At 67.5% G+C, this 25,407-nt stretch carries 26 protein-coding genes; 18 read left to right on the plus strand and 8 right to left on the minus strand.

Annotated features, from left to right (window positions below):
* Positions 1-491 precede the first annotated feature (491 nt).
* Together apbC and dcd are read left to right on the plus strand one after the other, a co-directional pair.
* A complete protein-coding gene (gene apbC / locus QE395_RS05785) occupies positions 492-1,310 on the plus strand; it encodes an iron-sulfur cluster carrier protein ApbC (RefSeq protein ID WP_306990436.1) in 819 nt (272 codons plus the stop codon).
* Positions 1,311-1,348: 38 nt separating this feature from the next.
* Positions 1,349-1,921 (plus strand): dCTP deaminase, encoded by a 573-nt coding sequence (gene dcd / locus QE395_RS05790; RefSeq protein ID WP_068853484.1) that lies wholly within the window; start codon positions 1,349-1,351, stop codon positions 1,919-1,921.
* A gap of 51 nt (positions 1,922-1,972) precedes the next feature.
* Here the strand turns inward: dcd and QE395_RS05795 are convergent, their stop codons facing one another.
* Genes QE395_RS05795 through QE395_RS05805 form a run of 3 tightly spaced genes read right to left on the minus strand, consistent with a single transcriptional unit; the run spans position 1,973 to position 3,247 of the window.
* Positions 1,973-2,140, minus strand: coding sequence for a DUF5668 domain-containing protein (locus QE395_RS05795; protein ID WP_093533394.1), 168 nt, complete (start codon positions 2,138-2,140; stop codon positions 1,973-1,975).
* 16 nt (positions 2,141-2,156) lie between these two features.
* A complete protein-coding gene (locus QE395_RS05800) occupies positions 2,157-2,579 on the minus strand; it encodes an HIT family protein (RefSeq protein ID WP_068853482.1) in 423 nt (140 codons plus the stop codon).
* Entirely contained in the window at positions 2,576-3,247 is a 672-nt protein-coding gene (locus QE395_RS05805) for a dienelactone hydrolase family protein (protein WP_306987915.1), read from the minus strand. The genes QE395_RS05800 and QE395_RS05805 overlap by 4 nt, the downstream gene beginning before the upstream one ends.
* A 210-nt stretch (positions 3,248-3,457) precedes the next feature.
* On the opposite strand from QE395_RS05805, the gene rimO reads away from it, so the two are divergent.
* Together rimO and QE395_RS05815 are read left to right on the plus strand one after the other, a co-directional pair.
* Complete coding sequence (rimO, locus tag QE395_RS05810) at positions 3,458-4,825, plus strand: 30S ribosomal protein S12 methylthiotransferase RimO (RefSeq protein WP_068853478.1); 1,368 nt, start codon at positions 3,458-3,460, stop codon at positions 4,823-4,825.
* Positions 4,822-5,649, plus strand: a complete 828-nt coding sequence (locus QE395_RS05815; protein ID WP_306987917.1) for a DUF3025 domain-containing protein — start codon at positions 4,822-4,824, stop codon at positions 5,647-5,649. The genes rimO and QE395_RS05815 overlap by 4 nt, the downstream gene beginning before the upstream one ends.
* A gap of 195 nt (positions 5,650-5,844) precedes the next feature.
* On the opposite strand, the gene greB is transcribed toward QE395_RS05815, so the two are convergent.
* Together greB and QE395_RS05825 are read right to left on the minus strand one after the other, a co-directional pair.
* The gene (greB, locus tag QE395_RS05820; protein ID WP_068853474.1) at positions 5,845-6,351 is read right to left on the minus strand and encodes a transcription elongation factor GreB; all 507 of its coding nucleotides are present in this window, start codon (positions 6,349-6,351) and stop codon (positions 5,845-5,847) included.
* 3 nt (positions 6,352-6,354) lie between these two features.
* Positions 6,355-7,860, minus strand: coding sequence for a helicase HerA-like domain-containing protein (locus QE395_RS05825; RefSeq protein ID WP_093533391.1), 1,506 nt, complete (start codon positions 7,858-7,860; stop codon positions 6,355-6,357).
* A gap of 135 nt (positions 7,861-7,995) precedes the next feature.
* Between QE395_RS05825 and QE395_RS05830 the strand changes: the two genes are divergently transcribed.
* The gene (locus QE395_RS05830) at positions 7,996-9,606 is read left to right on the plus strand and encodes a transglycosylase SLT domain-containing protein (protein WP_093533390.1); all 1,611 of its coding nucleotides are present in this window, start codon (positions 7,996-7,998) and stop codon (positions 9,604-9,606) included.
* 16 nt (positions 9,607-9,622) lie between these two features.
* Positions 9,623-9,985: a ribonuclease E inhibitor RraB gene (locus tag QE395_RS05835; protein ID WP_068853467.1), complete on the plus strand. Its 363-nt coding sequence runs from the start codon at positions 9,623-9,625 to the stop codon at positions 9,983-9,985.
* 74 nt (positions 9,986-10,059) lie between these two features.
* On the opposite strand, the gene asd is transcribed toward QE395_RS05835, so the two are convergent.
* Both asd and QE395_RS05845 read right to left on the minus strand, forming a co-directional pair.
* On the minus strand, positions 10,060-10,902 hold the full coding sequence (gene asd / locus QE395_RS05840; RefSeq protein WP_306987921.1) for an archaetidylserine decarboxylase: 843 nt from the start codon (positions 10,900-10,902) through the stop codon (positions 10,060-10,062).
* Positions 10,899-11,549, minus strand: a complete 651-nt coding sequence (locus QE395_RS05845; protein WP_068853463.1) for an SCO family protein — start codon at positions 11,547-11,549, stop codon at positions 10,899-10,901. Before QE395_RS05845 ends, asd begins: the two co-directional genes overlap by 4 nt.
* Before the next feature lie 129 nt (positions 11,550-11,678).
* Between QE395_RS05845 and prmB the strand changes: the two genes are divergently transcribed.
* From prmB to QE395_RS05880, 7 genes are all read left to right on the plus strand, one after another.
* Positions 11,679-12,608, plus strand: coding sequence for a 50S ribosomal protein L3 N(5)-glutamine methyltransferase (gene prmB / locus QE395_RS05850; RefSeq protein ID WP_306987923.1), 930 nt, complete (start codon positions 11,679-11,681; stop codon positions 12,606-12,608).
* Positions 12,605-13,708, plus strand: a complete 1,104-nt coding sequence (gene aroC / locus QE395_RS05855; protein ID WP_068853459.1) for a chorismate synthase — start codon at positions 12,605-12,607, stop codon at positions 13,706-13,708. Before prmB ends, aroC begins: the two co-directional genes overlap by 4 nt.
* Positions 13,701-14,726, plus strand: a complete 1,026-nt coding sequence (locus QE395_RS05860) for a D-glycerate dehydrogenase (protein WP_093533387.1) — start codon at positions 13,701-13,703, stop codon at positions 14,724-14,726. Before aroC ends, QE395_RS05860 begins: the two co-directional genes overlap by 8 nt.
* A gap of 112 nt (positions 14,727-14,838) precedes the next feature.
* Entirely contained in the window at positions 14,839-15,864 is a 1,026-nt protein-coding gene (locus QE395_RS05865) for an aspartate-semialdehyde dehydrogenase (protein WP_282246609.1), read from the plus strand.
* 78 nt (positions 15,865-15,942) lie between these two features.
* Positions 15,943-17,844: a FimV/HubP family polar landmark protein gene (locus tag QE395_RS05870; RefSeq protein WP_306987928.1), complete on the plus strand. Its 1,902-nt coding sequence runs from the start codon at positions 15,943-15,945 to the stop codon at positions 17,842-17,844.
* Positions 17,845-17,887: 43 nt separating this feature from the next.
* Positions 17,888-18,661 carry a tRNA pseudouridine(38-40) synthase TruA gene (gene truA, locus QE395_RS05875; protein ID WP_306987930.1) on the plus strand — a complete coding sequence of 258 codons (774 nt, stop codon included), beginning with the start codon at positions 17,888-17,890 and terminating at the stop codon, positions 18,659-18,661.
* A complete protein-coding gene (locus QE395_RS05880) occupies positions 18,658-19,314 on the plus strand; it encodes a phosphoribosylanthranilate isomerase (protein WP_068853448.1) in 657 nt (218 codons plus the stop codon). The genes truA and QE395_RS05880 overlap by 4 nt, the downstream gene beginning before the upstream one ends.
* Here QE395_RS05880 and QE395_RS05885 read toward each other — a convergent pair.
* Positions 19,311-20,201 carry a LysR family transcriptional regulator gene (locus tag QE395_RS05885; protein ID WP_306987933.1) on the minus strand — a complete coding sequence of 297 codons (891 nt, stop codon included), beginning with the start codon at positions 20,199-20,201 and terminating at the stop codon, positions 19,311-19,313. The genes QE395_RS05880 and QE395_RS05885 overlap by 4 nt on opposite strands.
* Positions 20,202-20,296: 95 nt before the next feature.
* Here QE395_RS05885 and trpB point away from each other — a divergent pair, with 95 nt between their 5' ends.
* From trpB to glmM, 5 genes are all read left to right on the plus strand, one after another.
* Positions 20,297-21,523 carry a tryptophan synthase subunit beta gene (gene trpB / locus QE395_RS05890; protein ID WP_306987935.1) on the plus strand — a complete coding sequence of 409 codons (1,227 nt, stop codon included), beginning with the start codon at positions 20,297-20,299 and terminating at the stop codon, positions 21,521-21,523.
* Positions 21,520-22,200, plus strand: a complete 681-nt coding sequence (locus tag QE395_RS05895; RefSeq protein WP_306987937.1) for a hypothetical protein — start codon at positions 21,520-21,522, stop codon at positions 22,198-22,200. The genes trpB and QE395_RS05895 overlap by 4 nt, the downstream gene beginning before the upstream one ends.
* Before the next feature lies 1 nt (position 22,201).
* The gene (trpA, locus tag QE395_RS05900; protein ID WP_306987938.1) at positions 22,202-23,011 is read left to right on the plus strand and encodes a tryptophan synthase subunit alpha; all 810 of its coding nucleotides are present in this window, start codon (positions 22,202-22,204) and stop codon (positions 23,009-23,011) included.
* A 139-nt stretch (positions 23,012-23,150) separates the two neighbouring features.
* Positions 23,151-24,029: an acetyl-CoA carboxylase, carboxyltransferase subunit beta gene (gene accD / locus QE395_RS05905; RefSeq protein WP_068853426.1), complete on the plus strand. Its 879-nt coding sequence runs from the start codon at positions 23,151-23,153 to the stop codon at positions 24,027-24,029.
* Positions 24,029-25,384 carry a phosphoglucosamine mutase gene (gene glmM / locus QE395_RS05910; protein ID WP_306987940.1) on the plus strand — a complete coding sequence of 452 codons (1,356 nt, stop codon included), beginning with the start codon at positions 24,029-24,031 and terminating at the stop codon, positions 25,382-25,384. The genes accD and glmM overlap by 1 nt, the downstream gene beginning before the upstream one ends.
* Positions 25,385-25,407: the final 23 nt, after the last annotated feature.

Here is a 25,407-nt window from a genome sequence, read left to right on the forward strand (position 1 = left end):
CGATCGATTGCGTCAAACACCGGTGACATGGACCAGCAGGCGTCTCCGTGTGCCCTCGGATCAGGTCTTGGCAGTGGCTGCCCCCCTGTTCACCAGCTTCACGAGCTGATGATTCGAGGTTAACACGGCCTTAACGCGACCTGTCAACTGTTCATCAAGAGGTCATAAAGACAAGATAGGCAAAGCGGTGCTTTCGTTCTCATCTGTGTTGCAAGATATTGAAAAGTAATAAGTTAATAATGGTTTGTGATGAAACCATTGCCTCCCTGCCGTGATGGATGCACGGTTCATTTTTTGGCCGCACCGCACCACGGAATCCGTTCCTGACGTGCCAATGTCGCGAAAATCGTTTTCTGGACAGCGCAAGGACAGGGCAGGACAGCGGCCTGGCAGCGCAGGGTCGCCCTGTATAGTGGCGGGCTGTCCCGTTCGGCTTTTCCGGAGTTCCCGCAGTGAGTGCCAGCCCGTCTCGACGTCCCCATGCCAGCCAGGTGCAGAAGGGCCTGACCCTTCATCCGCGCGTCCGCAACGTGATCGCGGTCGGGTCAGGCAAGGGCGGGGTGGGCAAATCCACCACGGCGGTGAACCTGGCCGTGGCGCTGGCCCGCCTGGGCGCGCGGGTCGGGCTGTTGGATGCCGACATCTACGGCCCCAGCGTGCCGATGATGCTGGGCCTGAGCGGCCGCCCCGAAAGCCCGGACAACAAGTCGATCGAGCCGCTGCGCGCGTTCGGCGTGGAGACCATGTCGATCGGCTACCTGATCGAGGACGAGACGCCGATGATCTGGCGCGGTCCGATGGCGACCTCGGCCATGACCCAGTTCTTCAACGACACCCTCTGGGATGACCTGGACTACCTGCTGATCGACCTGCCGCCGGGTACCGGCGACATCCAGCTGACCCTGACCCAGAAGATTCCGCTGGCCGGCGCGGTCATCGTCACCACCCCGCAGGACATCGCCACGCTGGATGCGAAGAAAGCGCTGAAGATGTTCGAAAAGGTCGAGGTGCCGGTGCTGGGGATCGTCGAGAACATGTCCGTGCACACCTGCAGCAACTGCGGCCACATCGAACACCTGTTCGGCGATGGCGGCGGCGAACGCATGGCCGCGCAGTACGGCGTGCCCCTGCTGGGCTCGCTGCCGCTGGATATCGGCATCCGCGAGCAGGGCGATGCAGGCACCCCGATCACCGCCGCCGCGCCGGAGTCGCCGGCCGCGCAGGCTTACCTGCGCGCCGCCGAGCGGCTGGTAGAGGAAGTGGCCAAGCGACCGCGCGCCAGCATTCCGATCCTGTCGTCGCTGCTCTGATCGCCTAGAATCGCCCATTCCCGCACCCAGGATTCCCCATGAGCATCAAGAGTGACCGTTGGATCCGCCGCATGTCCGAACAGCACGGCATGATCGAGCCGTTCGAAGCCGGCCAGGTCAAGCAGGCCAACGGCCAGCGCATCGTCAGCTACGGCACTTCCAGCTATGGCTACGACGTGCGCTGCTCGCGCGAGTTCAAGGTGTTCACCAACATCAACTCCACCATCGTCGACCCCAAGCACTTCGACCCGGGCAGCTTCGTGGACATCGTGGGCGACGAGTGCATCATCCCGCCCAACAGCTTCGCGCTGGCGCGCACCGTGGAGTACTTCCGCATTCCGCGCGACACCCTGGTGGTGTGCCTCGGCAAGAGCACCTACGCGCGCTGCGGGATCATCGTCAACGTGACCCCGCTGGAGCCGGAGTGGGAAGGCCACGTGACCCTGGAATTCAGCAACACCACGCCGCTGCCGGCGCGCATCTACGCCAACGAAGGCGTCGCCCAGATGCTGTTCTTCCAGGCCGACAGCGACGACATCTGCGAGACCTCTTACAAGGATCGCGGCGGCAAGTACCAGGGCCAGACCGGCGTGACCCTGCCGCGCACCTGACCGGCAGGGCAAATAAAAAAGCGCGGATCTCTCCGCGCTTTTTTTTTGGGGTTATTTCCCGCGTCCGAACAACAACCCGATCCCCACTGCCACCAGGATCACCGGCCACCAGGTAAGGATCAGGCGACCCAGGTTCATGTTGGTCCAGCCCAGGTTGCTGGCCAGCAGGAACAGGCCGACGAGGATCAGGACGATGGCGGCGACAAGGTTGGAGCGCATCAGGGGCAGGGTCCGCTTAGGGCTGGGGCGAATATCCTAGCCGTTCCTTCCACATCGCGACACGCTCCTGCAGCACGGCCGCGTCGAACGGATGGGCCTGGCCATGCCCCCACACCGGCGCCGGCCACGCCGGATCGCCCACATGTCGGCCGACCACGTGGAAGTGCAGCTGCGGCACGATGTTGCCCAGCGTGGCGAAGTTGATCTTCTCGACCCCGTCGGTGCCCTTCAGCGCCCGGCAGCATCGGTTCAATTCCGTACGCAGCTGGTCCTGCTGGTTGCCGTCGAGCTCCAGCCATTCGGTGATGCCGGTCACGCGCGGCACCAGCACCAGCCACGGGAACCGTTCGTCGTTCATCAACCGCACTTGCGACAACGGGCCTTGGTCCACCAGCACACTGTTGGCGGCCAGGCGTGAATCCAGTTCAAAATCGCTCATCCAAGATGCTCCGAGAAGAAGTCCAGGGTGCGTGTCAGCGCCAGCTCGGCGCTGTCCGGATCATACGCATGTCCGACGCTGCGGTTAAAGGCGTGGTCGGCCGGATAGACGAAGGTGGCCATCTTGGGCAGCTTCTCGCGGTGGGCCTGGATGGCCTCGGGCGGAATGCTCTTGTCCTGCGCGCCGAAGTGGAACATGACCGGGGCCTTGGGCGTCTCATCCAGGAACTGCACGTTGCGCGCGCCGTAGTAGCTGACCGACGGCAGGCCCAGGCGCAGGGCCGAGAGCAGGGCGATGCTGCCGCCCCAGCAGTAGCCCACGGTGCCGACCTTGCCGGCCGGCGCCAGCCGCGAGGCGGCCGCGCGGACCACTTCCAGCGCCTTCTCCACGCCCAGTGCATTGACGTGTTCCAACCCCTGCTTCACCCCGTCCGGGTCATAGGGCAGGGCATCCGGGTCGGAATCCGCCCCGTCGACCAGGTCGAAGAAGGAGGGGGCCAGCACCGCGTAGCCCTTCGCAGCGAAGCCCTCGGCCACGTCGCGGATGTGCGCGTTGGTGCCGAAGATCTCCTGGATGACCACCAGGCCCCCGCGCGGCTTGCCCTCCGGCGTGGCCTGCCAGGCCCGGACCGGACCGTGATGCGTATCAAGCGTGACCCACTCACCCATTGCCAGACTCCTGTTGGTTCAGGCGTTCATTATCGGCGTGCTGCAGGTTAGCGGGGTGTCGCGGGCATGCCGGGATTGGCGGTTGGCGTTGCCGGAGCCGCCGATGCATTCAGGGCTGGGGCCACAACGCCGGTATACTTGCCGCCGTTTCCGGCCCCAGGTCCCCGCGCCATTCCGGCGTGGGCCCAGGCCCCCAGAGTCCCGCGATCCATGTCCCAGCTGAACCCCAAAGTCGGCTTCGTCAGCCTTGGCTGCCCGAAGGCCCTCGTCGATTCCGAGCGCATCCTCACCCAGCTGCGGGCCGAGGGCTACGACATCGTTCCTTCCTACGATTCGGCCGACGTGGTGGTGGTCAACACCTGCGGCTTCATCGATTCGGCGGTGACCGAGTCGCTGGACGCCATCGGCGAGGCGATGAACGCCAACGGCAAGGTGATCGTCACCGGCTGCCTGGGCAAGCGCCCGGAAGAGATCCGCAAGGCGTATCCGGACGTGCTGGCGGTGTCCGGCCCGCAGGACTACACCAGCGTGATGGAGGCGGTGCACGCCGCGCTGCCGCCCAAGCATGACCCGTTCGTGGACCTGGTCCCGGACTACGGCATCAAGCTGACCCCCCGCCACTACGCCTACCTGAAGATTTCCGAAGGCTGCAACCACCATTGCAGCTTCTGCATCATTCCCTCGATGCGCGGCAAGCTGGTCTCGCGCCCGGTCGATGAGGTGCTGCGTGAAGCCGAGCGGCTGGTGCGTGGCGGCGTGAAGGAACTGCTGGTGGTGTCGCAGGACACCTCGGCCTATGGCGTGGACGTCAAGTACGCCGAGCGCATGTGGCGCGACAAGGCCTACCAGACCCGCATGAAGTCGCTGTGCGAAGGCTTGTCCGAGCTCGATGCCTGGACCCGCATGCATTACGTGTACCCGTACCCGCACGTGGATGACGTGGTCCCGCTGATGGCCGAGAACCGGATCCTGCCTTACCTGGACATTCCGTTCCAGCACGCCAGCCCGCGCATCCTCAAGCTGATGAAGCGCCCGGGTGCGGTCGACAAGACCCTGGAGCGCGTGCAGCGCTGGCGCCAGCTGTGCCCGGACATCACCGTGCGCTCGACCTTCATCGTCGGCTTCCCGGGCGAGACCGAAGCCGAGTTTGAAGAACTGCTGTCATTCCTGGATGAGGCACAGCTGGATCGCGTGGGCGCGTTCGCGTATTCGCCGGTCACCGGCGCCACCGCCAACGACCTGCCCGGCGCGGTGCCCGAAGAAGTGAAGCAGGAGCGCCTGGCGCGCTTCATGGCCCGCCAGGCCGACATTTCCGCTGCGCGCCTGGAAGCCAAGATCGGCACGGTGCAGCAGTGCCTGGTCGATGCGATCGAAGACGGCATCGCGGTGGCCCGTTCCAAGGCCGATGCGCCGGAGATCGACGGCCTGGTGCATATCCAGAACGCCGATGAAGCCAGGCTGCGCGTGGGCCAGTTCGTGGACGTGGAAATCACCGAGAGCGACGACCACGACCTCTACGGCGACGCGTTGATCGACGAGAGTGCGGCAAAAAAACTGCTCGACCTCAAGGTGCTGTGACCGACGCGGCCGCCCCCGGGGCGGTCGGCCGCCGGCGTTTCATCGCGCCGGCGCGCGCCGACGTGGATCGGGCTAGCTTCGCCCATCCGCTGTTCGCCGCGTTCGCGGATTACCAGGGCCTGCTGGTGGCCGCCGACTGGCCAACCATTTCCGCGTTGAACCGGCAGCTCGCTTTATCGGGAAAGCAGCTGGTGGAGCAGGACGACGAAATGCTGGCCGACGGCCTGCACTACGAGCAGCGCATTGCACGCGGCCGGATCGCCACGCGCCCGTGCAACTGGCATGACCTGTTCAATGCACTGGTGTGGGCGCGCTACCCGGCAGTGAAGATCGCGCTCAATGCGCGCCAATGCCAGGACATCGGGCGCCACCCGCCCGGCCAGCGCACCCGCGCGCAGGCCGCGCTGACCCAGTTCGACGAAACCGGCGTGATCGTGCGGGTGCGCGATGCGTCGTTGCTGCACGCCTGGGATCACCACGACTGGCAGGCGCTGTTCGTCGACGGCGCGGCGCAGTGGCGTAGCGGCGACATCGCCGTGTCTGCCGTGTTCGGCCATGCGTTGATGGAACAGGCGCTGCTGCCTTCGCGATTGCTGGTGGGTAAATGTGTGGTGGTGCAGGGCGATGATGATGCGCTGGTGGTGCAGCAGGTAGCGCAGGCGATCGCGCGTGCCGACGTGCTCAATGACCCGCTGGAGCTGCGTCCGCTCCCGTTGATGGGGATCCCCGGTTGGCATGCCGATCAGGACCACGCGTTCTATCAGCGGATCGAGTATTTCCGGCCAGCCCGAGCGGGCAGGGTGTACCCCTTAACCGTCCGGTAGCGCACTGGAAGCAACCTCAAACGCGCTCTTCGCCGACGTTCATGCCACCATCGAACGCGGCATGTTCCACGGCAGTCGATCGGGATGCGACCCTACCAGCCGTGCATGCACTGGTAGGGTTGGTTCCCAAACAACCGCCCGTAACGGTTCAACGCCCGGTAACGCATTGCAACCAACGTCGTAACCGCCTTCGTATCATCCACCCGGATACTCCACCGCCAGGATCGCAAACCCGGTCCGCCCGCTCGGCAGTTCCACCTCGAACTCATCATCCACGCGCTTCTTCAATAACGCACGCGCCAACGGCGAATCGATGCTGATCCACCCGGCACCCGCATCGGTCTCGTCCGGGCCCACGATGCGATACCGGCTGACATCGCCGCTGTCCACGTTCTCCAGCTCCACCCACGCGCCAAAAAACACCGCCTGCGGGTCGGTCGGCACGGTATCCACCACCCGCAGCGACTCCAGCCGTTTGGTCAGGTAACGCACGCGCCGGTCAATCTCGCCCAGCTGCTTCTTGCGGTAGGTGTACTCGGCATTCTCTGAGCGGTCGCCCTCCGCCGCGGCCGCGGCCAATGCTTTGACCACCTCCGGCCGGCGCACGCGCCACAGCTCGTCCAGCTCGCTCTTCAACCGCTGGTGGCCCTGTGCGGTGATCAGGGCCGTGCTCTTTTCCGCAGGGGGACGCCAACGCGACATCGGTCAGCGCTTGCCCCCGAAAATGCCGCCCAGGATGCCGCGCACGATCTGGTTGCCCAGCTTGGTGCCCATGGTGCGGGTGGTCTGCTTGGCCATCGTTTCGATCATGCCCTGGCGGCGCTTGGTGCCGAAGATCGCATCCTTGATCGATTGGCCGAAGCCGCCTTCCTGCTGCTCATCCTGCTCACGGGTACGCGCCTTGGGCGCGTCGGGCTGTTCCACCACCTTGGCCGCGCGCTGGGCCAGCAGCTCCGCTGCCGATTCGCGGTTCACTGCGGTGTCGTAGCGGCTGCCGACCGGGCTGCCGGCGCGTACCTGCGCACGCTCGGCCTCGGTGATCGCGCCCATCCGGCAGCGCGGCGGGGCGATCCGGGTCTGCTGCACGGGGGAGGGGATGCCTTTGTCCTGCAGCGTGGACACCAGCGCCTCGCCGGTACCCAGCTGGGAAAGGGCCGCCACCACGTCCAGCTTCGGGTTCGGCACGAAGGTTTCGGCGGCGATCTTCACCGCCTTCTGGTCGCGCGGGGTGAACGCCCGCAGCGCGTGCTGCACGCGGTTGCCCAGCTGGCCCAGGATGTTGGCCGGCACGTCGTCGGGGAACTGCGAGCAGAAATACACGCCCACGCCCTTGGAGCGGATCAGCCGCACCACCTGCTCGATGCGCTGCACCAGCGCGGCCGGCGCGTCGTCGAACAGCAGGTGCGCCTCGTCGAAGATGAAGACCAGCTTGGGCTTGTCCAGGTCGCCCACCTCCGGCAGCGTCTCGAACAGCTCCGACAGCAGCCACAGCAGGAAGGTCGAGTACAGGCGCGGCTTGAGCACCAGCTGGTCGGCGGCCAGGATGCCGATCACGCCGCGGCCGTCGTGATTGACCCGCATCAGGTCGGCCAGCTCCAGCGCCGGCTCGCCAAAGAAGGATTCACCGCCGTCCTGCGACAGCCGCAGCAGCGAACGCTGGATCGCCGCCACCGTCTGCGCGCTGACCAGGCCATATTCGGTGGAGATGTCCTTGCGCTCGTCGGCCACCAGGCCGAGCAGGGCGCGCAGGTCGTCCAGGTCGAGCAGCAACAGGCCACGGTCGTCGGCCAGTTTGAACACGATGTCCAGCACCCCCGACTGGGTGTCGTTGAGCTCCAGGATGCGCGCCAGCAGGGTCGGGCCCATTTCGCTCACCGTAGTGCGCACCGGGTGGCCCAGCTTGCCGTACAGGTCCCAGAAGATCGTCGGGCTGCCGGCCGGCGCGTAGTCGGCCACGCCGATGTCCTTCGCGCGCTGCAGCAGCGCCTCGGTGCCGGTGCCGGGCACGGCCAGGCCGGAGACATCGCCCTTCACGTCGGCCAGGAACACCGGCACGCCGATGCGCGAAAAGCCTTCGGCCAGGGTCATCAGGGTGACGGTCTTGCCCGTACCCGTTGCCCCGGCCACCAGGCCATGGCGGTTGCCCAGTTTCGGTTGCAGGGTGACGGGGACATCGTCGGTAATGCCTTTGCCGAGGAGGATCGGATCCATGGTCAACTCGCTCTGTGGACGGGCTATGTGAATGGGCAGGATTCTAAACGTCGGCGGGTATCGGCCACCTGACCGGGTTGCCCCGATGCGAGTGGCACGGCTACTCTGCCCTGTCTTTTGCCCACAGTGCCAAAAATGCCCGTTCCTGTCCTGCTTGCCCGTGGTTGGCCGTTGTTGGCGCTCGCTTCCCTGCTGTCGTTCGTCCCCGAGGCCCATGCCCAGCGGGTCTCCGCCCGTGACAAGGTCAAGGTCGAGGCCCTGGAGCAGCGCATGGCCGCGGCCGAAAAGCGCTATGCCGATGCGCTGGTGCTGGTCAACAACGCCGACCCCAAGGGCAAGAACGAAGGCGATGCCGCGCTGGAGGACATGGAAGATGTCATCAGCGCCTGCATTGCGCAGAAGGGCTGCCAGGTCAGCAACCTACTGGTGACCTACAAGCGCCTGCTGAAGAACAATGCAGACGCGCGCGATGGTGACGACAGCGATGCGATCCCGGTCGATGGCGGCCTGCTGGAGGCTGACCCGGACCATGTGGGCCCGCTGACCGCCGATGTGCCCGAAGCGGCGCGTGCGGCCGCGCTGCTCAACGACAAGCGCCATGCCTTCGACAGCATGGTCGAATACAACCCGGCCGTGCAGGCCGGCATCCGCCGCTGGCTGACCGACATGCGCCCGGCGTTGATGAACTCCTACGAGAATTACCAGAGCCTGCGCGCGGTGATGTGGCCGGAGTGGGAAAAGCGCGGCCTGCCCGAGGCGCTGCTGTTCGGGATCATGGCCAAGGAGTCCAACGGTCGCGTGCACGCCTCCTCCCGCGCCGGCGCCGCCGGGCTGATGCAGTTCATGCCGGCCACCGGCCGCCGCTTCGGGCTGGGTCCGGACGGCACCGGCTTCGACACCCGCTTCGACGCGCGCAGCGCCGCCGAAGCCAGTGCCAATTACCTCAACGAGCGCATGCGCGAGCTCAACAACAACGTGGAGCTGTCGCTGGCCGGCTACAACGGTGGCGAAGGCCGTGCCGGGCGGGTGTATCGCCAGAACGTGGGGCAGAGCTTCTGGGTGGACAGCGTCTACAACCAGTTCCCGGCCGAAACCAAGGACTACGTGCCGATGGTGATCGCCGCCGCGTGGATCTACCTGCACCCGCAGCAGTACGGCGTGGACTTCCCCAAGGTCAGTGCGCAGCCGGCCACCATCCGCCTGGCCAAGTCCACCACCATCTATGAGCTGACCATCTGCCTGGGCAGCACTGGCACCCGCGACGGCTACATGCGCGCGCTGCGCAACCTCAACCCGCGCTATGAAGCCGACGGCTGGATCCCGGCCGGCACGCTGATCAACGCCACCACCCGCATTGCCGGGCTGTACAACCGCTACTGCGTCAGCGGCCCGCGCGCGGACCTGGCGCGCACGCTGATCACCGCCGATCTCAATGCGGCCATCGTCCGTCCGACCGTGGCCAGCTACACCGGCAACGTGGCGGTGGGCAGCGTGGTGCCGGTGGCCGGCCTGCAGGCCAGCACCCCGGTGGCCACCGCCCCGGCTGCGCCGGTGGCAGTACCGGCGCCCAAGCCGAAGGCCAAGCCGGTGCGCAGCCACAAGGTGGGCAAGGGTGAGACCCTGGGCCGGATCGCCGACAAGTTCGATTGCGATGTGCGTGAGCTGGCCAAGGCCAATGGGCTCAAGGCGCCCGCGTATGCGTTGCGCCAAGGCCAGTCGATCAAGCTGCAGGGCTGCGGTAAATAACTTCCGGGGAACACTGATGGATATCACCGCAATCAACGAGATGTTCGCCAACATCCGTGAAAACACCGACTGGGACCTCAACGGAAACCTGGTGTGGGGTTACTTCTTCGTCAACACCACGCCGGAGCCGCTGCACGGGCTGGCCAGGGTGCTGGAAGGGGAGGGCTACACCGTGGTCGAGGTGTTCGAGCCGGAGCTGGAAGAAGGCGAAGCGGAGTACCACGTGCTGCACGTGGAGCGGGTGGAAACCCACAGCGAAGCGTCGCTGGACAAGCGCAACCACGAGCTGCAGGCGCTGGCCGAAGCCAACGGGGTCGAGGATTACGACGGGATGGATGTGGGGCCCGTCGAGTTCGCGCACGATCCGGGTAATGCTTGAAAAAAAACGCCCCGTGGAAACGGGGCGTTTTTCATTGCGCCTGGGGTGTAGAGCCGCGCCCTGCGCGGCTGCCCTCAACGAAGGGTAGCCAATGCCTGGCCCAGCTGCACGGCATGTTCTGCATCGAGGTGCGGGGCGAAATCCGCCACGCCCGGCGGCAGCAGCACGATCACCGTCGAGCCGTAATTGAAGCGCGCCATCTCGGCAAACCGTTCCAGGGTGATGCCCTTGCCGCGGTAATCCTTGCGGGTGATGGAATCGCCATAGGCCGGAATCTCTTCGCCACCCCACACCGTCTCCACGCCCGACACCAGCAGCGCGCCCACCATCACCTGCACCATCGGGCCGAAGTCGGTGTCGAAATGGCAGACCAGCCGCTCGTTGCGGGCGAACAGCCCCGGGACCTTGTTGACCGCCGCCGGGCCCACGCTGAACAGGCGGCCGGGCACGTGCACGGTTTCGCGCAGGGTGCCGGTCCACGGCATGTGCACGCGGTGGTAGTCCTTCGGCGACAGGTAGACGGTGGCGAACAGGCCATGGTGGAACACCTCGGCGTCGGCTGCATCGCCCAGCAGCTCGGCGGCGGTGAACGACTGGCCCTTGGCCTGGAAGATGCGGCCGTCCTCAATGGCGCCCAGCTGGCTGATCCGGCCGTCGGCCGGCATCACCAGGGTGCGGGCGCCGGCGTCGGGCACGCGGGCGCCGGGCTTCAGGGCGCGGGTGAAGAACTGGTTGAAGGTCGGATAGCTGCGCGGGTCGGGATTGGCCGCCTCGGCCAGGTTCACCCCGAACTTTTCGGTCACCGTGTCGATCAGCCAGCGCGAGATCCGCGGGTTGCTGGAATACGCCAGGCGCCGCGCCATCGACGACAGCAGGCGGTGGGGCAGGACGTAGCTCAGCGTGGTGGTCAGGCTCATGGGGCGGATTTCTCGGTCAACAGGTTCAGGTCGCGGGCAATGGCCTGCGGGTTGAAAGGGGGGCGGATCAGGCCGGCCAGCCTGCCGTCCGGGTCCAACACGGCCAGACTGGCCGAATGTTCCAGGGTGTAGTCCTGCGGATTCTCTTCAAAGCCCTTGCCCGGCACCTTCTGGAACACGAAGCCCAGCGCAGTGGCAAAGCGCTCCAGTGAAGGCACGTCGGCGGTGGCCGCCAGGGTGTCCTTGTGGAAGGCATGCACGTATTCGCCCAGGCGTGCCGGGGTGTCGCGCTCGGGGTCCACCGAGACGAACACCAGGCGCGGGCGCAGGCTCTCGGGCAGGGTTTCCCACTGTTTCTGGGCCTGGGCCAGGTCGGCCAGGGTGGTCGGGCAGATGTCGGGGCAGGACAGGAAGCCCAGGAACACGAGGGTCCAGTGGCCCTTGAGCTCGCCGGGAATCAGCCGGGTGCCGTCGGACTGGCCCAGGTTGAAGTCCGGCAGCGGGCGCGGCTGCGGGTAGAAGGTGATCGACTCGGTGGCCGGGCGGTTGCCGGCCGGTTTGGGCGCGAACACCTTCTGGGCGACGACCAGGCCCAGCCCGGCGGCCAGCGCGATGAGCAGGATGATGCCGACATTGCGATTGAACATGAAAGGCCCGTACCCGAAGGGGCCTCCATGATAGGGGATGGGGGGCGGCGGTTTCCGTTTCCGCTGCAACGGATGCCGTGCTGCGCCGCAGCGCCTATAATCTGGGGCCACTTTGTCTGTTGCCCTGCCATGACCGCCGAAACGGCCGCCGAACTCCATACGATCATCGACCTGATCCGCTACGGCACCAGCCGTTTCAACGCCGCCGGGCTGACCTTCGGGCACAGCTACGACAACGCCCTGGACGAAGCCACCCAGCTGGTCCTGCACGCGCTGCACCTGCCGCACGACCTGGGCCCGGCCTATGGCGCCGCCCGCGTGCTCGCATCGGAGAAGGCCGACGTGCTGGCGCTGTTCGAGCGCCGCATCAGCGAGCGCCTGCCGGCCGCCTACCTGACCGGTGAAGCCTGGTTCGCCGGCCTGAGCTTCAAGAGCGACCGCCGTGCCCTGGTGCCGCGCTCGCCGATCGCCGAGCTGATCGAAACCGGCTTCGAGCCGTGGCTGGCCGGCCGCGACGTACACCGCGCGCTGGACCTGTGCACCGGTTCGGGCTGCATCGCCATCGCCATGGGTCACTACTACCCGAACTGGGAAGTTGACGGCGTGGACCTCAGCGATGAGGCCCTGTCGCTGGCTGAAGAGAACAAGGAACGCCTGCAGGCGCACAACGTCACCCTGCTCAAGTCGGACCTGTTCAACGGCCTCACCGGCCGCCACTACGACCTGATCGTGACCAACCCGCCGTACGTCACCAACGACGAAACCGACGCGCTGCCGAAGGAGTACTCGTACGAGCCCGAAATGGGCCTGCGTGCCGGCGACGACGGCCTGGACCTGGTGCTGAAGATCCTGCGCGACGCGCCGCTGCACCTGAGCGAAGACGGCCTGCTGATCTGCGAAGTGGGCGAATCCGAACAGCACCTGGTCAAGCTGCTGCCGGAAGTCGATTTTGCGTGGGTTGAATTCAAGGTCGGCCAGATGGGCATCTTCGCGGTCGAGTGCCGCGAGCTGATCGCCCACAGCGCCCGCATGACCGAACTGGCAGCGCAGCGGCCGTGAGTTCCAATACCTTCGGCAAGCTGCTTTCGGTCACCACCTTCGGCGAATCGCACGGTCCGGCGATCGGCTGCGTGATCGACGGCTGCCCGCCGGGGCTGGAGATCAGTGCCGACGAATTCGCCCACGACCTGCAGCGCCGCGCCACCGGCAAGAGCCGGCACACCTCGGCGCGGCGCGAGGCCGATGAGGTCGAGATCCTCTCGGGCGTGTACGAGGGCCGCACCACCGGTACGCCCATTGCGCTGCTGATCCGCAACACCGACCAGCGCAGCAAGGATTACAGCAACATCGCCCAGCAGTTCCGCCCGGGTCATGCCGACTACAGCTACTGGCAGAAGTACGGCATCCGCGACCCGCGCGGTGGCGGCCGCTCGTCCGCGCGCGAAACCACCATGCGCGTGGCCGCCGGCGTGATTGCGAAGAAGTGGCTGCTGCAGCGCTTCGGGGTGACCGTGCGCGGTTACCTGTCGCAGCTGGGCGAGATCACCCCGACCGGCCATGACTGGTCGGCGGTGGAAGACAACCCGTTCTTCTGGCCGGTGGCCGAACAGGTCCCCGCGCTGGAAAGCTACATGGACGCGCTGCGCAAGTCCGGCGATTCGGTCGGCGCGCGGGTCAACGTGGTGGCCGATGGCGTGCCGCCGGGCTGGGGCGAGCCGATCTACGGCAAGCTCGATGGCGAACTCGCCTCGGCGCTGATGAGCATCAACGCGGTCAAGGGCGTGGAGATCGGCGATGGTTTTGCCAGCGCCGCCCAGAAGGGCACCGAACACCGTGACCTGATCACCCCCGAAGGCTTCGCCAGCAACCATGCCGGCGGCATCCTCGGCGGCATTTCCACCGGCCAGCAGGTCACCGCCTCGATCGTGCTCAAGCCCACCTCCAGCCTGCGCCTGCCCGGCGCCACGGTGGATGCCAGCGGTGCGGCCGTCGATGTGATCACCACCGGCCGCCATGATCCGTGCGTCGGCATCCGCGCCACGCCCATCGCCGAGGCGATGGTGGCGCTGGTGCTGATGGACCAGGCGCTGCGCCACCGCGCCCAGTGCGGTGACGTGGGCGAGATCGCGCCACGCATTCCCGGCTCCATCGATGGCTGAGACGCGCCCCCGGGTCTGGGTCAGCCAACCGCTGTTCGATGACGTCATCGAACAGCTCGGGCAGCATGTCGAGCTCGCGATGACCCACGAGGTCACCCGCTACACGCCCGCGATGCTGGCCGACCAGCTGGCCCAGGTCGATGGCGCGCTGATCACCCTCAACGAACGCATCGGCCCGGCCGAGATCGCCAACGCGCCGCAGCTGCGCGCGATCGCCAACGTCGGCGTGGGGTACAACAACCTGGATGTAAGCGCGCTCAGCGCGGCCGGCATCCTGGCCAGCAACACCCCGGATGTGCTGACCGAAACCACCGCCGACCTCGGGTTCGCGCTGCTGATGGCCACCGCGCGGCGCATCACCGAATCCGAACGCTGGCTGCGCGACGGCCAGTGGGGCCAGTGGTCGTTCCAGACCATGCTCGGGGCCGATATCCATGGCAGCACACTGGGCATCCTGGGCATGGGCCGGATCGGGCAGGGCATTGCCCGCCGCGGCGCGCTCGGTTTCGGCATGCGCGTGCTGTACCACAACCGCTCGCGCCTGCCCGAGGCCACCGAAGCCGAGGTAGGCGCGCAGTATGTCGAGCTGGACACGCTGCTGGCGCAGGCCGACCACCTGGTGCTGGTGCTGCCGTACAGCCCGTCCTCGCACCACATCATCGACGCCGCCGCACTGGCGAAGATGAAGCCCAGCGCCACCCTGGTGAACATCGCCCGTGGCGGCATCGTCGACGAACTGGCCCTGGCCGATGCGCTGGCCCACGGCCGGCTGGCCGCCGCCGGGCTGGACGTCTTCGAAGGCGAACCGACAGTGCGCCCCGAATTGCTGGCCCTGCACAACATCGTGCTTACCCCGCATATCGGCAGCGCCAGCCAGGCCACGCGCCGGGCGATGGTGCAGCTGGCCGTGGAAAACCTGCTGGCCGCGCTCGGCCTGGGCGCGAACGCCGGCAACCCGCCGAGCGCGATCAACGCCGACGCCGTGGCCGCCAAAAAAATCGACGACGCAAAACGATAGGGAATCTCCGCGCCTGTTGCGCGAGGTTCCCCGAGCCCAATCCGCGTTCCCGAATATTCCGGTAGGTACCGGCCGTTGGCCGGTACTCCCCATCACGGTTGAAGAGGTTCCCATGAGCAATCAAGATCGTCGCTTCCACGTCGCAGTCGTCGGTGCCACCGGCGCCGTCGGCGAAACCATGCTGGCCATCCTGGCCGAACGCAACTTCCCGATCGCCACCCTGAGCCTGCTCGCTTCCTCGCGTTCGGCCGGTGGCGAAATCGAATTCGACGGGAAGAAGATCAAGGTCCAGGACCTGGCCACGTTCGACCCGAACGGCGTGGATATCGCGCTGTTCTCCGCAGGTGGCAGCGTCTCCAAGGAGTTCGGCCCCAAGTTCGCCGCCGCCGGTGCGGTGGTGATCGACAACTCCTCGGCCTTCCGTTACGACGATGACGTGCCGCTGGTGGTGTCCGAAGTGAACCCCGAGGCGCTGAAGAACCGCCCGCGCGGCATCATCGCCAACCCGAACTGCTCGACCATGCAGATGCTGGTCGCGCTGGCCCCGCTGCACCGCCAGTACGGTATCCAGCGCATCAACGTGGCCACCTACCAGTCGGTCTCCGGCGGTGGTCGCTCGGCGCTGGAAGAACTGGGCAAGCAGACCGGCCAGCTGCTCAGCTTCCAGGAGATCGACCCGCAGCGCTTCCCGGTGCAGATCGCCTTCAACCTGATCCCGCACATCGACGACTTCCAGGACAACGGCTTCACCAAGGAAGAGATGAAGCTGGTCTGGGAAACCCGCAAGATCCTCGGCGATGACAGCATCCTGGTGAACCCCACCGCGGTGCGCGTGCCGGTGTTCTACGGCCACTCCGAAGCGGTCACCATCGAAACCCGCGACAAGGTGACGCCGGATGCAGCACGCGAGCTGCTGTCGCGTTCGCCCGGCGTGGAAGTGGTCGACAAGCACGAAGCCGGCGGTTACCCGACCCCGGTCACCCACGCATCGGGCACCGATGCAGTGTATGTGGGCCGCATCCGTGAAGACCTGTCGCACCCGCGCGGCCTGAACCTGTGGATCGTGTCGGACAACATCCGCAAGGGTGCCGCGCTCAATGCGGTGCAGCTGGCCGAGCTGGTGGCAGCCGAAGGCTGAGATGGAGGTGCCACGCAGGGCGTGGTACCTGCTACGTCCTTCGTGGCTGTATTGGTCGGGAATCGCTATATTGCCCGCATGAAGAACCGGGTTCCGGGCGCATCGCGCCCGCTCAAGTATGTCTCGACCCTGCTGCTGGCCCTGGCCAGCAGCTCCGCCATGGCCCTCGGGCTCGGCGACATCCGGGTGCTGTCCAAGCCCGGGCAACCCCTGCTGGCGGAGATCCCGGTCATTTCGGCCGATCCGGCCGAACTCGAGAACCTGCGCGTTGCGCTGGCCTCGCCGGTGACCTTTGCGCGCGTCGGGCTGGAACGCCCGACCGGGCTGGTGAGCGAGCTGCAGTTCGAACTGACCCGCGATGCCAACGGCCGTGCCGTGGTGCGGGTGAGCTCGCAGGCGCCGGTGACCACGCCGTCGCTCAACTTCCTGATTGAAGCCGACTGGGGGCAGGGCCGCCTGGTCCGCGAGTACTCGGCGCTGGTCGACGCGCCGGACAGTGCGTTGGCCGTGGCCGAACCGGAGATCGTCGCGCCGGCCGGTGCGATGTCCAACGCCATCGTGCGCGAGCCCGAACCTGCACCAGTGCAGCCGCCGGTAGCGCAGGCCGAGCCCACGCCGTCGCGCACCGCGCCTGTTCCCGCACGGGCCGCCGCCCCATCGCGCTCCGCTCCGTCCGCGGCGCCAGCGGCCACCGCCGCCGACGGCAGCATCACCGTGCAGCGCGGCCAGACCCTGTCGCAGATCGCCGGCAGCGTGGCCCGCGAGCAGGGCATCAGCCGCGACCAGGCAATGATTGCGCTGTTGCGTGCCAATCCGGAGGCCTTCATCCGTGGCAACGTGAACCTGCTCAAGCAGGGCGCGGTGCTGCGCAGCGCCGGGACCGACGCTCCGGTCGATGCCGCCCAGGCGGCCGCCATGGTGCGCGAGCACGCGGCGCAATGGCGCCAGTCGCGCTCGGCTATTCCGCAGCCGGTCGCCAGTGGCGTTGCCGCCGCGCCGGCCGCCACGGCGGCGCCTGCACCTGCGGCCACCGCAGCCGCCGCAGGTGGACGCCTGGAGATCGCCCCCGCGGTCGCCGCTACCGATGACAACGCAGGTACAACCACCGGCACGGCTGCCGGCAGCGAGGGTGACATGCTGGGCAACGAACAACTGCGGCAGGCCAAGGAAGACGTGGCAACCCGCGATGCCGAGATCCAGGAGCTGCGCAACCGCGTGGCCGAACTGGAGAAGCTCAAGCAGCAGCAGGCCTCGCTGATTGCCATGAAAGACACGGACCTGGCCGCCGCGCAGCAGCGTCTGGGCGAAGCCCCGGCCACGCGCGAAGCGGGCAGTGGCGGCTGGGCCTGGCTGGGGCTGGCGGTGCTGCTGTTGATCGTGGCCGGTTGGGCCGTGGCCCGTCGGCGCAAGCCGTCGCCGCTGCCGCCGCTGCGCCGCGAGGGACTGGATGCAGCCAGCCTGGCCGCTGCCGTTCCCGCCGCCGATTACGTGGACGAACTGGCGGCCCAGCAGGACGTGGCCGCTGATGAGCCCGACCTGCGCGATGCGCCGGCTTACGTGCTGGCCGAGCCGGATGTGCTCGACGCGGGGCGACGCGAGCCGGTGTTCACCCTGGAGCCGCAGCCGGGCCGCCCGGTGCAGGACGCCGAGGAGACGGTTGCCCCCCCGGTGGTGCCGGCCGCACCGGTTGCCGCCGAAGACGTCGTTCCGCCGCATGCGCTCGAAGCGGCGGCGCAGCCGTCCTATCGTGGCGTGTTTGAATTCCCCGAGGACGCTGCTGTGGCGGCCGAAGCACCCGTGCCGGTCCAGCACGACCCGGCCCCGCTCGGTGCACCCGGTCGCGACCGCCTTGAGCTGGCCATCGCCTACCTCGACCTGGGCGATGCGGAAACCGCCCGCATCCTGCTGATGGAGGTTGCCCAGGCGGGCGACCCGCACAGCCAGCAGCAGGCGCACGAGCTGCTGTCGCGGCTCGGATGAGCCGCGTCGGCCGCCCTCCCGCATTTGAAGTGAAGTCCTGAACATGCGTTACGCATTGGGCGTGGAATACGACGGCAGCGAGTTCAAGGGCTGGCAGCAGCTCGGTGAGAGCGGCTGCCCCAGCGTGCAGGCCAGCCTGCAGGACGCCCTTTCATCGGTGGCCGCTGCGCCGATCCAGGTGGTCTGTGCCGGGCGCACCGATGCCGGCGTGCACGGCGAATGCCAGGTGGTGCACTTCGAGACCGATGTGGCGCGTGACCCGCGCGGCTGGACCCTGGGCACCACCACCCGGCTGCCACGCTCGATCGCGGTGCGCTGGTGCGTACCGGTGGCCGATGACTTCCACGCGCGCTTCTCTGCCCGCGCCCGGCGGTACCGCTACCGGCTGCTCAACCGGCAGATCCGTCCGGCACTGCACCGGCAGACCCTGAGCTGGGAGCGCCGGCCGCTCGATGCCGCGGTGATGCACCAGGCCGGGCAGGCCCTGCTCGGCGAGAACGACTTCAGTGCCTTCCGCAGCGCCCAGTGCGAGGCGCTGCACGCCCGCCGCGAGCTGCAGGCGATCAGCGTGACCCGCCAGGGCGAGATCGTGGAGGTCTGCGTTCAGGCCAATGCATTCCTTCATCACATGGTGCGCAATATCGTCGGTTCATTGATCCTGATTGGCTGTGGGGAAAAGCCGGTGTCGTGGATGGCCGAGCTGCTGGCTGGCCAGGACCGCACCGTGGCCGGCCCGACCGCACCGCCGCAGGGCCTTGTATTCGTTGGCCCGTTGTACCCCGACAACTGGCACCTGCCCGCCGAGGTCACCCTATGAGCCGCTCTTTCTACCGCACCCGCATCAAGTTCTGCGGCATGACCCGCGCCGGCGACGTGCGCCTGGCCGGCGAACTGGGCGTGGATGCGGTCGGCTTCATCTTCGCCCGGGAAAGCAAGCGCCGCGTGGCCCCAGCCGAAGCCCGCGCCATGCGCCAGGCGATCGCGCCGATGGTCGACGTGGTCGCGCTGTTCCGCGACAACACCAAGGAAGAAGTGCGTGAAGTGCTGCGCACCGTGCGGCCGACCCTGCTGCAGTTCCACGGCGACGAAGACGAATCGTTCTGCCGCAGCTTCAACATGCCGTACCTGAAGGCGGTGGCGATGGGTGGGCGTGAAGAGGTCAACGCCCGCCAGCTGCAGCTGCGCTACCCCAGCGCGGCCGGCTTCCTGTTCGACAGCCACGCCCCGGGCGGCGGTGGCGGCACCGGCGTGGCCTTCGACTGGACCCGCCTGCCGACCGGCCTGCACCGCCCGTTCCTGCTGGCCGGCGGCATCACCCCGGACAACGTGTTCGACGCCATCGTGGCCACCCTGCCGTGGGGCGTGGACGTCTCCAGCGGTATTGAAAGTGAGCCGGGCATCAAGGACGGCTACAAGATGCGCAAATTCGTCGAAGAAGTCCGCCGCGCGGACTGTCACGAGGCGGATTAACGCCGCAGCTTTTCGGCGAGCCATTCCGCCAACGATTCCACCCGCGCGTCCTGCGCACCGTCTGGCGTGGCCAGCACCCAGAAGCCACCGGTTGCGGCAAAACCCCACGGCGCCAGCAGGCGCCCGGCCGCCAGCTCATCGGCTACCAGGGGCTCCGGCGCGATCGCCACGCCGAGTCCTGCCACCGCCGCCTCCAGCAGGTAGTACAGGTGCTCGAACCCGGTGCCCAGCTGCAGCTGCGCCGGATCCAGCTGATGCGACAATGCCCAGTCCGGCCACGCCTGCGGGCGCGAGGTGGTGTGCAGCAGCGGCTCGCGCAACAGTGCCTGCGGTGGCTGCTGGCGCAGGCGCACCGCAGCCGGATGCTGCGGGCTGACCACCACGCCGACCCGTTCCGGGGCCAGTTCGCGCACCTGCCAGCCACGCGGCCACGGCGGCTGCGCCAGCAGCAGCACCGCATCCAGCGCCTGCTGCTGTTCGGTGAAGCTGCCGTCCTGCGCCGACCAGTGCAGCGGCACCTGCGGCAGGTCGGCCTGCAACGCGGGCAGGCGTGGAATCATCCAACGCGCCAGGATGCTGCCGCTGCAGCCCAGGACCAGCGCCTCGGGCCGCTGCCGGCGCTGCAGGGTGTCCACCGCCTCGCGGATCTGGGTGAACGCCCCGGCGCAGGCAACCTGCAGCGCCTGGCCGGCGGCGGTCAGGCGCAGGCCGCGGCCGGCGCGTTCGAACAGCGCCAGCCCCAGGTGCTCCTCGAGTAGCCGCAGCTGGCGGCTGATCGCCCCGTGGGTCACATGCAGCGCTTCTGCGGCGCGTGCCACGCCGCCCAGCCGGGCGGTGGCCTCGAAGCTGCGCAGCGCGTTGAGGGGCGGCAACGGCGTCTGGCTCATGTGAGTTTTCCTGACGGGTCTATGCAGATAATATCGATATTCCGGTCACCACATGTGCGCTAAATTGTCAGCCTGTCTCCAACGGCTGTCGCGTCATGTCCGTATCGCCCGTCCCCCCCATCACCGATTTCCACGCCTATCCCGACGCCAACGGCCACTTCGGCCGCTATGGCGGCAGTTTCGTTGCCGAAACGCTGATCGGGCCACTGCAGGAGCTGGCGGCGGCCTATGACGAAGCGCGCCGTGACCCCGCCTTCATCGCCGCCTACGACAAGGACCTCACCCATTACGTGGGCCGGCCCAGCCCGATCTACCACGCCGAGCGGCTCAGCCGGCAGGTCGGCGGCGCGCAGATCCTGCTCAAGCGCGAAGACCTGAACCACACCGGCGCGCACAAGATCAACAATACCATCGGCCAGGCCCTGCTGGCCGCGCGGATGGGCAAGAAGCGCATCATCGCCGAGACCGGTGCCGGCCAGCACGGCGTGGCCAGCGCCACCGTGGCCGCACGGCTGGGCCTGGAATGCGTGGTGTACATGGGCGCCACCGACATCGAGCGGCAGAAGATCAACGTCTACCGCATGAAGCTGCTGGGCGCGACGGTGGTGCCGGTCACGTCGGGCTCGGCCACGCTCAAGGATGCGCTCAACGAAGCCATGCGCGACTGGGTCACCAACGTGCGCGATACCTTCTACATCATCGGCACCGTCGCCGGCCCAGACCCATACCCGCGCATGGTGCGCGACTTCAACGCCATCGTCGGCCGCGAAGCACGCGCACAGATGCTCACCGACTACGGCCGCCTGCCCGATGCGATCACTGCCTGCGTCGGCGGCGGCAGCAATGCCATCGGCCTGTTCCATGCCTTCCTCAACGATCGCGACGTGCGCATCGTCGGCGCCGAAGCGGCCGGCGACGGCATCGAGACCGGGCGCCACGCGGCCTCCATCGCGGCAGGCCGCCCGGGCGTGCTGCATGGCAACCGCACCTATGTGATCTGCGACGACGACGGCCAGATCATTGAAACCCACTCGGTCTCGGCCGGGCTGGATTACCCCGGCGTGGGCCCGGAACACGCGTTCCTGGCCGACACCGGTCGCGCCGAATACGTGGGCATCACCGACGATGAAGCGCTGGCTGCTTTCCACCAGCTGGCGCACAGCGAAGGCATCCTGGCAGCGCTTGAATCCAGCCACGCGGTGGCCCAGGCGATCAAGATCGCGCGCACGCTGCCCAGCGGCAAGCTGGTGCTGTGCAACCTGTCCGGCCGTGGTGACAAGGACGTGCACACCATTGCCGCGCGCGAGGGCCTGGTTCTGTGAATCCAGTGCTGCGCCAGGGAAGTGCGCTGCTGATCGTGGTCGGTCTGGCCGGTTGCAGGCCGCCCGAGCCGCCGGTGCTGGCCCCTGCGGCGACGCCCGCGGCCATTGCGCCGGCCCGGCTGCCGGCGAGCAATGATGATGTGGCAGATCGCCCGTTCGAGGATGCACCGCAGGACGCACCGCCTGCGGACCAGACCGATGCGCCGGCCGTGGTCTCGGTCGCGCTGGATCATGCCGGCGACGTGCTGATCGGCCAGCGTTTCAGCGAAGTCGAAGCTGACGGCGCATGGCATTCGGCCGGCCTGAGCGAAGGCGATGGTGCACGCGCCTGTGAGTACTACGAGCGCGGCAGCCTGCCCGAAGGGGTGTCGATGATGGTCGATGACGGCCACGTGCAGCGCTTCGACCTCGACACCATCGACGGTTCCTACGAGGCGATTGTCCAGCCGGGGCCGTTCGGCCTGCGCCTGGGCATGTCGCTGGACGACGCGCTCAAACGCCTGCCCCCCGGCGGCACCCGCACACCGCATGCCTACGACCCGGACGTGGGTGAGTACCTGACCTGGCAGGACCCCGGTTCGGATCTGGCGATCCGGCTGGAGATCTTCGGCGGGGTGATATCGAAGCTGTACTGGGGCGCCAGTGGCGCCGTTGAATTGAAAGAAGGATGTGCCTGAGATGCCTGTTGCCCGTATCGACGCCTGTTTCGCCCGCCTGCGTGCCAGTCGCCGCAAGGCGCTGATTCCGTTCATCACCGCCGGCGATCCGGGCCTGGACGCGACCGTGCCGGTGATGCATGCGCTGGCCGCTGCCGGTGCGGACGTGATCGAACTCGGGGTGCCGTTCTCCGACCCGATGGCCGATGGCCCGACCATCCAGCGCAGCTCCGAACGCGCGCTGGCGCGCGGCGCTGGCCTGCGTTACGTGCTGGACACGGTGCAGGCGTTCCGGCGTGACGACACCACCACCCCGGTGGTGCTGATGGGGTATCTGAACCCGGTGGAGATCCACGGCACGGCGCGCTTTGCCGAGGCGGCGATCGCGGCGGGCGTGGATGGTGTGCTGCTGGTGGACCTGCCGCCGGAAGAGGCGGCCGAAACCCTGGAGATCTTCACCGCTGCCGGCCTGGCGCTGATCCTGCTGGCGTCGCCGACCACGGCGGACGCCAGGTTGGATCTGCTTTCGTCGATGGCCAGGGGTTACCTCTATTACGTAAGCTTTGCCGGTGTCACCGGTGCGTCGGAACGGCTCGACAGCAGCGCTGCCGGCACCCGCCTGCGTGACCTGCGCAGCCGCTCGACCGTGCCGGTGGTGGCCGGATTCGGCATCAAGGACGCACAGAGCGCCGCCGCCATGGCAGTAGAGGCCGATGGCGTGGTGGTCGGCAGCGCGCTGGTGGCGGCCTTGGCCGAGACGGTCGATGCCACCGGCGCTGCCCAGGTGGCGCGAACCTTCCTGCAGCCGCTGCGCGCCGCGCTGGACGCCTGAGAAGGCCGCAACGTACGGCCCAGCATGGTTTTCACGCCGGGATAACCCCGCCGGCAGGGGGTCCCGGCCGTGGAACGGGTGAGCTAGACTGTCCGCCTTTGCGGCCCTCGGGCCGCCCTGAACGGAAGTGTCATCCCGCATGAGTTGGCTCAGCAAGTTGATGCCGTCGGGCATCCGCACCGACAACGTCCCCAGCAAGAAGCGCAGCGTCCCCGAGGGCCTGTGGGAGAAGTGCAGCAGCTGCGGCAGCGCGCTTTACGGTCCTGAGCTGGAAGAGAACCTGGAAGTCTGCCCCAAGTGTGGCCACCACATGGCCATCCGCGCGCGGGCGCGCCTGGCGTCGTTGTTCGACGCTGACAGCACCACTGAAATCGCCGCGCGCCTGGGGCCGACCGACCTGCTCAAGTTCAAGGACCAGAAAAAGTACAGCGAGCGCATCAAGGCCTCGCAGAAGAACACCGGCGAATACGATGCGCTGATCGCCATGCAGGGTCTGCTCAAGGGGCGGCCGCTGGTGGCCTCGGCCTTCGATTTCGCCTTCATGGGCGGCTCGATGGGCTCGGTGGTCGGCGAGCGCTTCTCGCTGGCCGCGGAAAAGGCGCTGGAAATCGGCGCGCCCTACGTGTGCTTCTCCGCCAGTGGCGGTGCGCGCATGCAGGAAGGCCTGTTCTCGCTGATGCAGATGGCCAAGACCTCGGCGGCGCTCGGTCGCCTGCGCGCGGCGGGGCTGCCGTACATTTCGGTGCTGACCCATCCCACCACCGGTGGCGTGTCGGCGTCGTTCGCGATGCTGGGCGACATCAACATCGCCGAGCCGCAGGCGCTGATCGGCTTCGCCGGTCCGCGCGTGATCGAGCAGACGGTGCGCGAGAAGCTGCCGGAAGGTTTCCAGCGCTCGGAGTTCCTGCTTGAGCACGGCGCCATCGACCAGATCTGCGACCGCCGCGAGATGCGTGACCGCCTGTCCGACCTGCTGGCCATGCTGGGCCGCCAGCCCGCCCCGGACGCTGCTGCCTGATGGGCGCGCGCAAGTATTTCGGCACCGACGGCATCCGCGGTCGGGTCGGGCAGGGCGTCATCTCGGCGGACTTCGTGCTGCGCCTGGGCAATGCGCTGGGCCGCGTGCTGACCGAGCGTAACGGTCACCGGCCGGTGGTGGTGATCGGCAAGGACACGCGCATTTCGGGCTACATGTTCGAAGCGGCGCTGGAGGCCGGGCTGGTTGCGGCCGGGGCCGACGTGCAGCTGCTCGGGCCGATGCCGACCCCGGCGGTCGCGTTCCTGACCCGTACGCTGGGCGCAGACGCCGGGATCGTGATCAGTGCCTCGCACAACCCGCATTACGACAACGGCATCAAGTTCTTCTCCGCCGATGGCGAGAAGCTCGACGATGCAACGGAGCTGGCGCTGGAAGCGGCGCTGGATACCGATTTCACCACGGCCGATTCGGATCGGCTGGGCAAGGCCGCGCGCGGTCGTGATGCAGTGGGCCGCTACATCGAGTTCTGCAAGGCCAGCGTGCCGCGCGGTTTTGACCTGCGCGGGTTGAAGATCGTGCTGGACTGCGCGCACGGCGCCACGTACCACATCGCGCCTCTGCTGTTCCGGGAGCTGGGTGCGGAAGTGGTGGCCATCGGTGCCGAGCCGAACGGGGTCAACATCAACGATGGCGTCGGTTCGATGCACATCGACAACCTGGCGGCCAAGGTGCGTGAGGTGGGGGCAGACCTGGGCATCGCGTTCGATGGTGACGGTGACCGCGTATTGATGGCCGATGACCAGGGAAACCCGGTCGACGGTGATGACCTGCTGTATGTGCTGGCCCCGTCGTGGCAGCGCAGCGGTCGCCTGCGCGGTCCGGTGGTGGGCACGCTGATGACGAACTTCGGGCTGGAGCAGGCGCTGGAGCGCCTGGGCCTGCCGTTCCAGCGCAGCAATGTAGGCGACCGCTACGTGCACCAGGCGCTGGTGGAAGGTGGCGGGGTGCTCGGTGGTGAAGCGTCGGGGCACCTGTTGTGCCTGGATCGCGCCACCACGGGCGATGCGATCGTCAGTGCGCTGCAGGTGCTGGAAGTGCTGCGTCGCGAAGGCAAGAGCCTGCGCGAATCGCTGGTCGGGCTGACCCGGGTACCGCAGAAGACGGTCAACGTGCGCCTGGCGGGTGTCTCTGCAAAGGTGATCGTGCAGTCCGAAGGCGTGCAGTCGGCACTGGCCGCTGCGCAACTGGCGGTCAAGGGCCGCGGCCGCGCGTTCCTGCGCCCCTCCGGCACCGAGCCGGTGGTGCGCGTCACGGTTGAAGCAGATACCGCCGAGCTGATGCAGGCCACGCTGGACAGCCTGTCCGGCGCGGTGAAAGCAGCAGCCGCAGCGTAATGAAAAACCCGGCTTCGGCCGGG

This window comes from Stenotrophomonas sp. SORGH_AS_0282 (assembly GCF_030818125.1).
In the GTDB taxonomy this organism is placed as follows: Bacteria; Pseudomonadota; Gammaproteobacteria; order Xanthomonadales; family Xanthomonadaceae; genus Stenotrophomonas; species Stenotrophomonas rhizophila_A.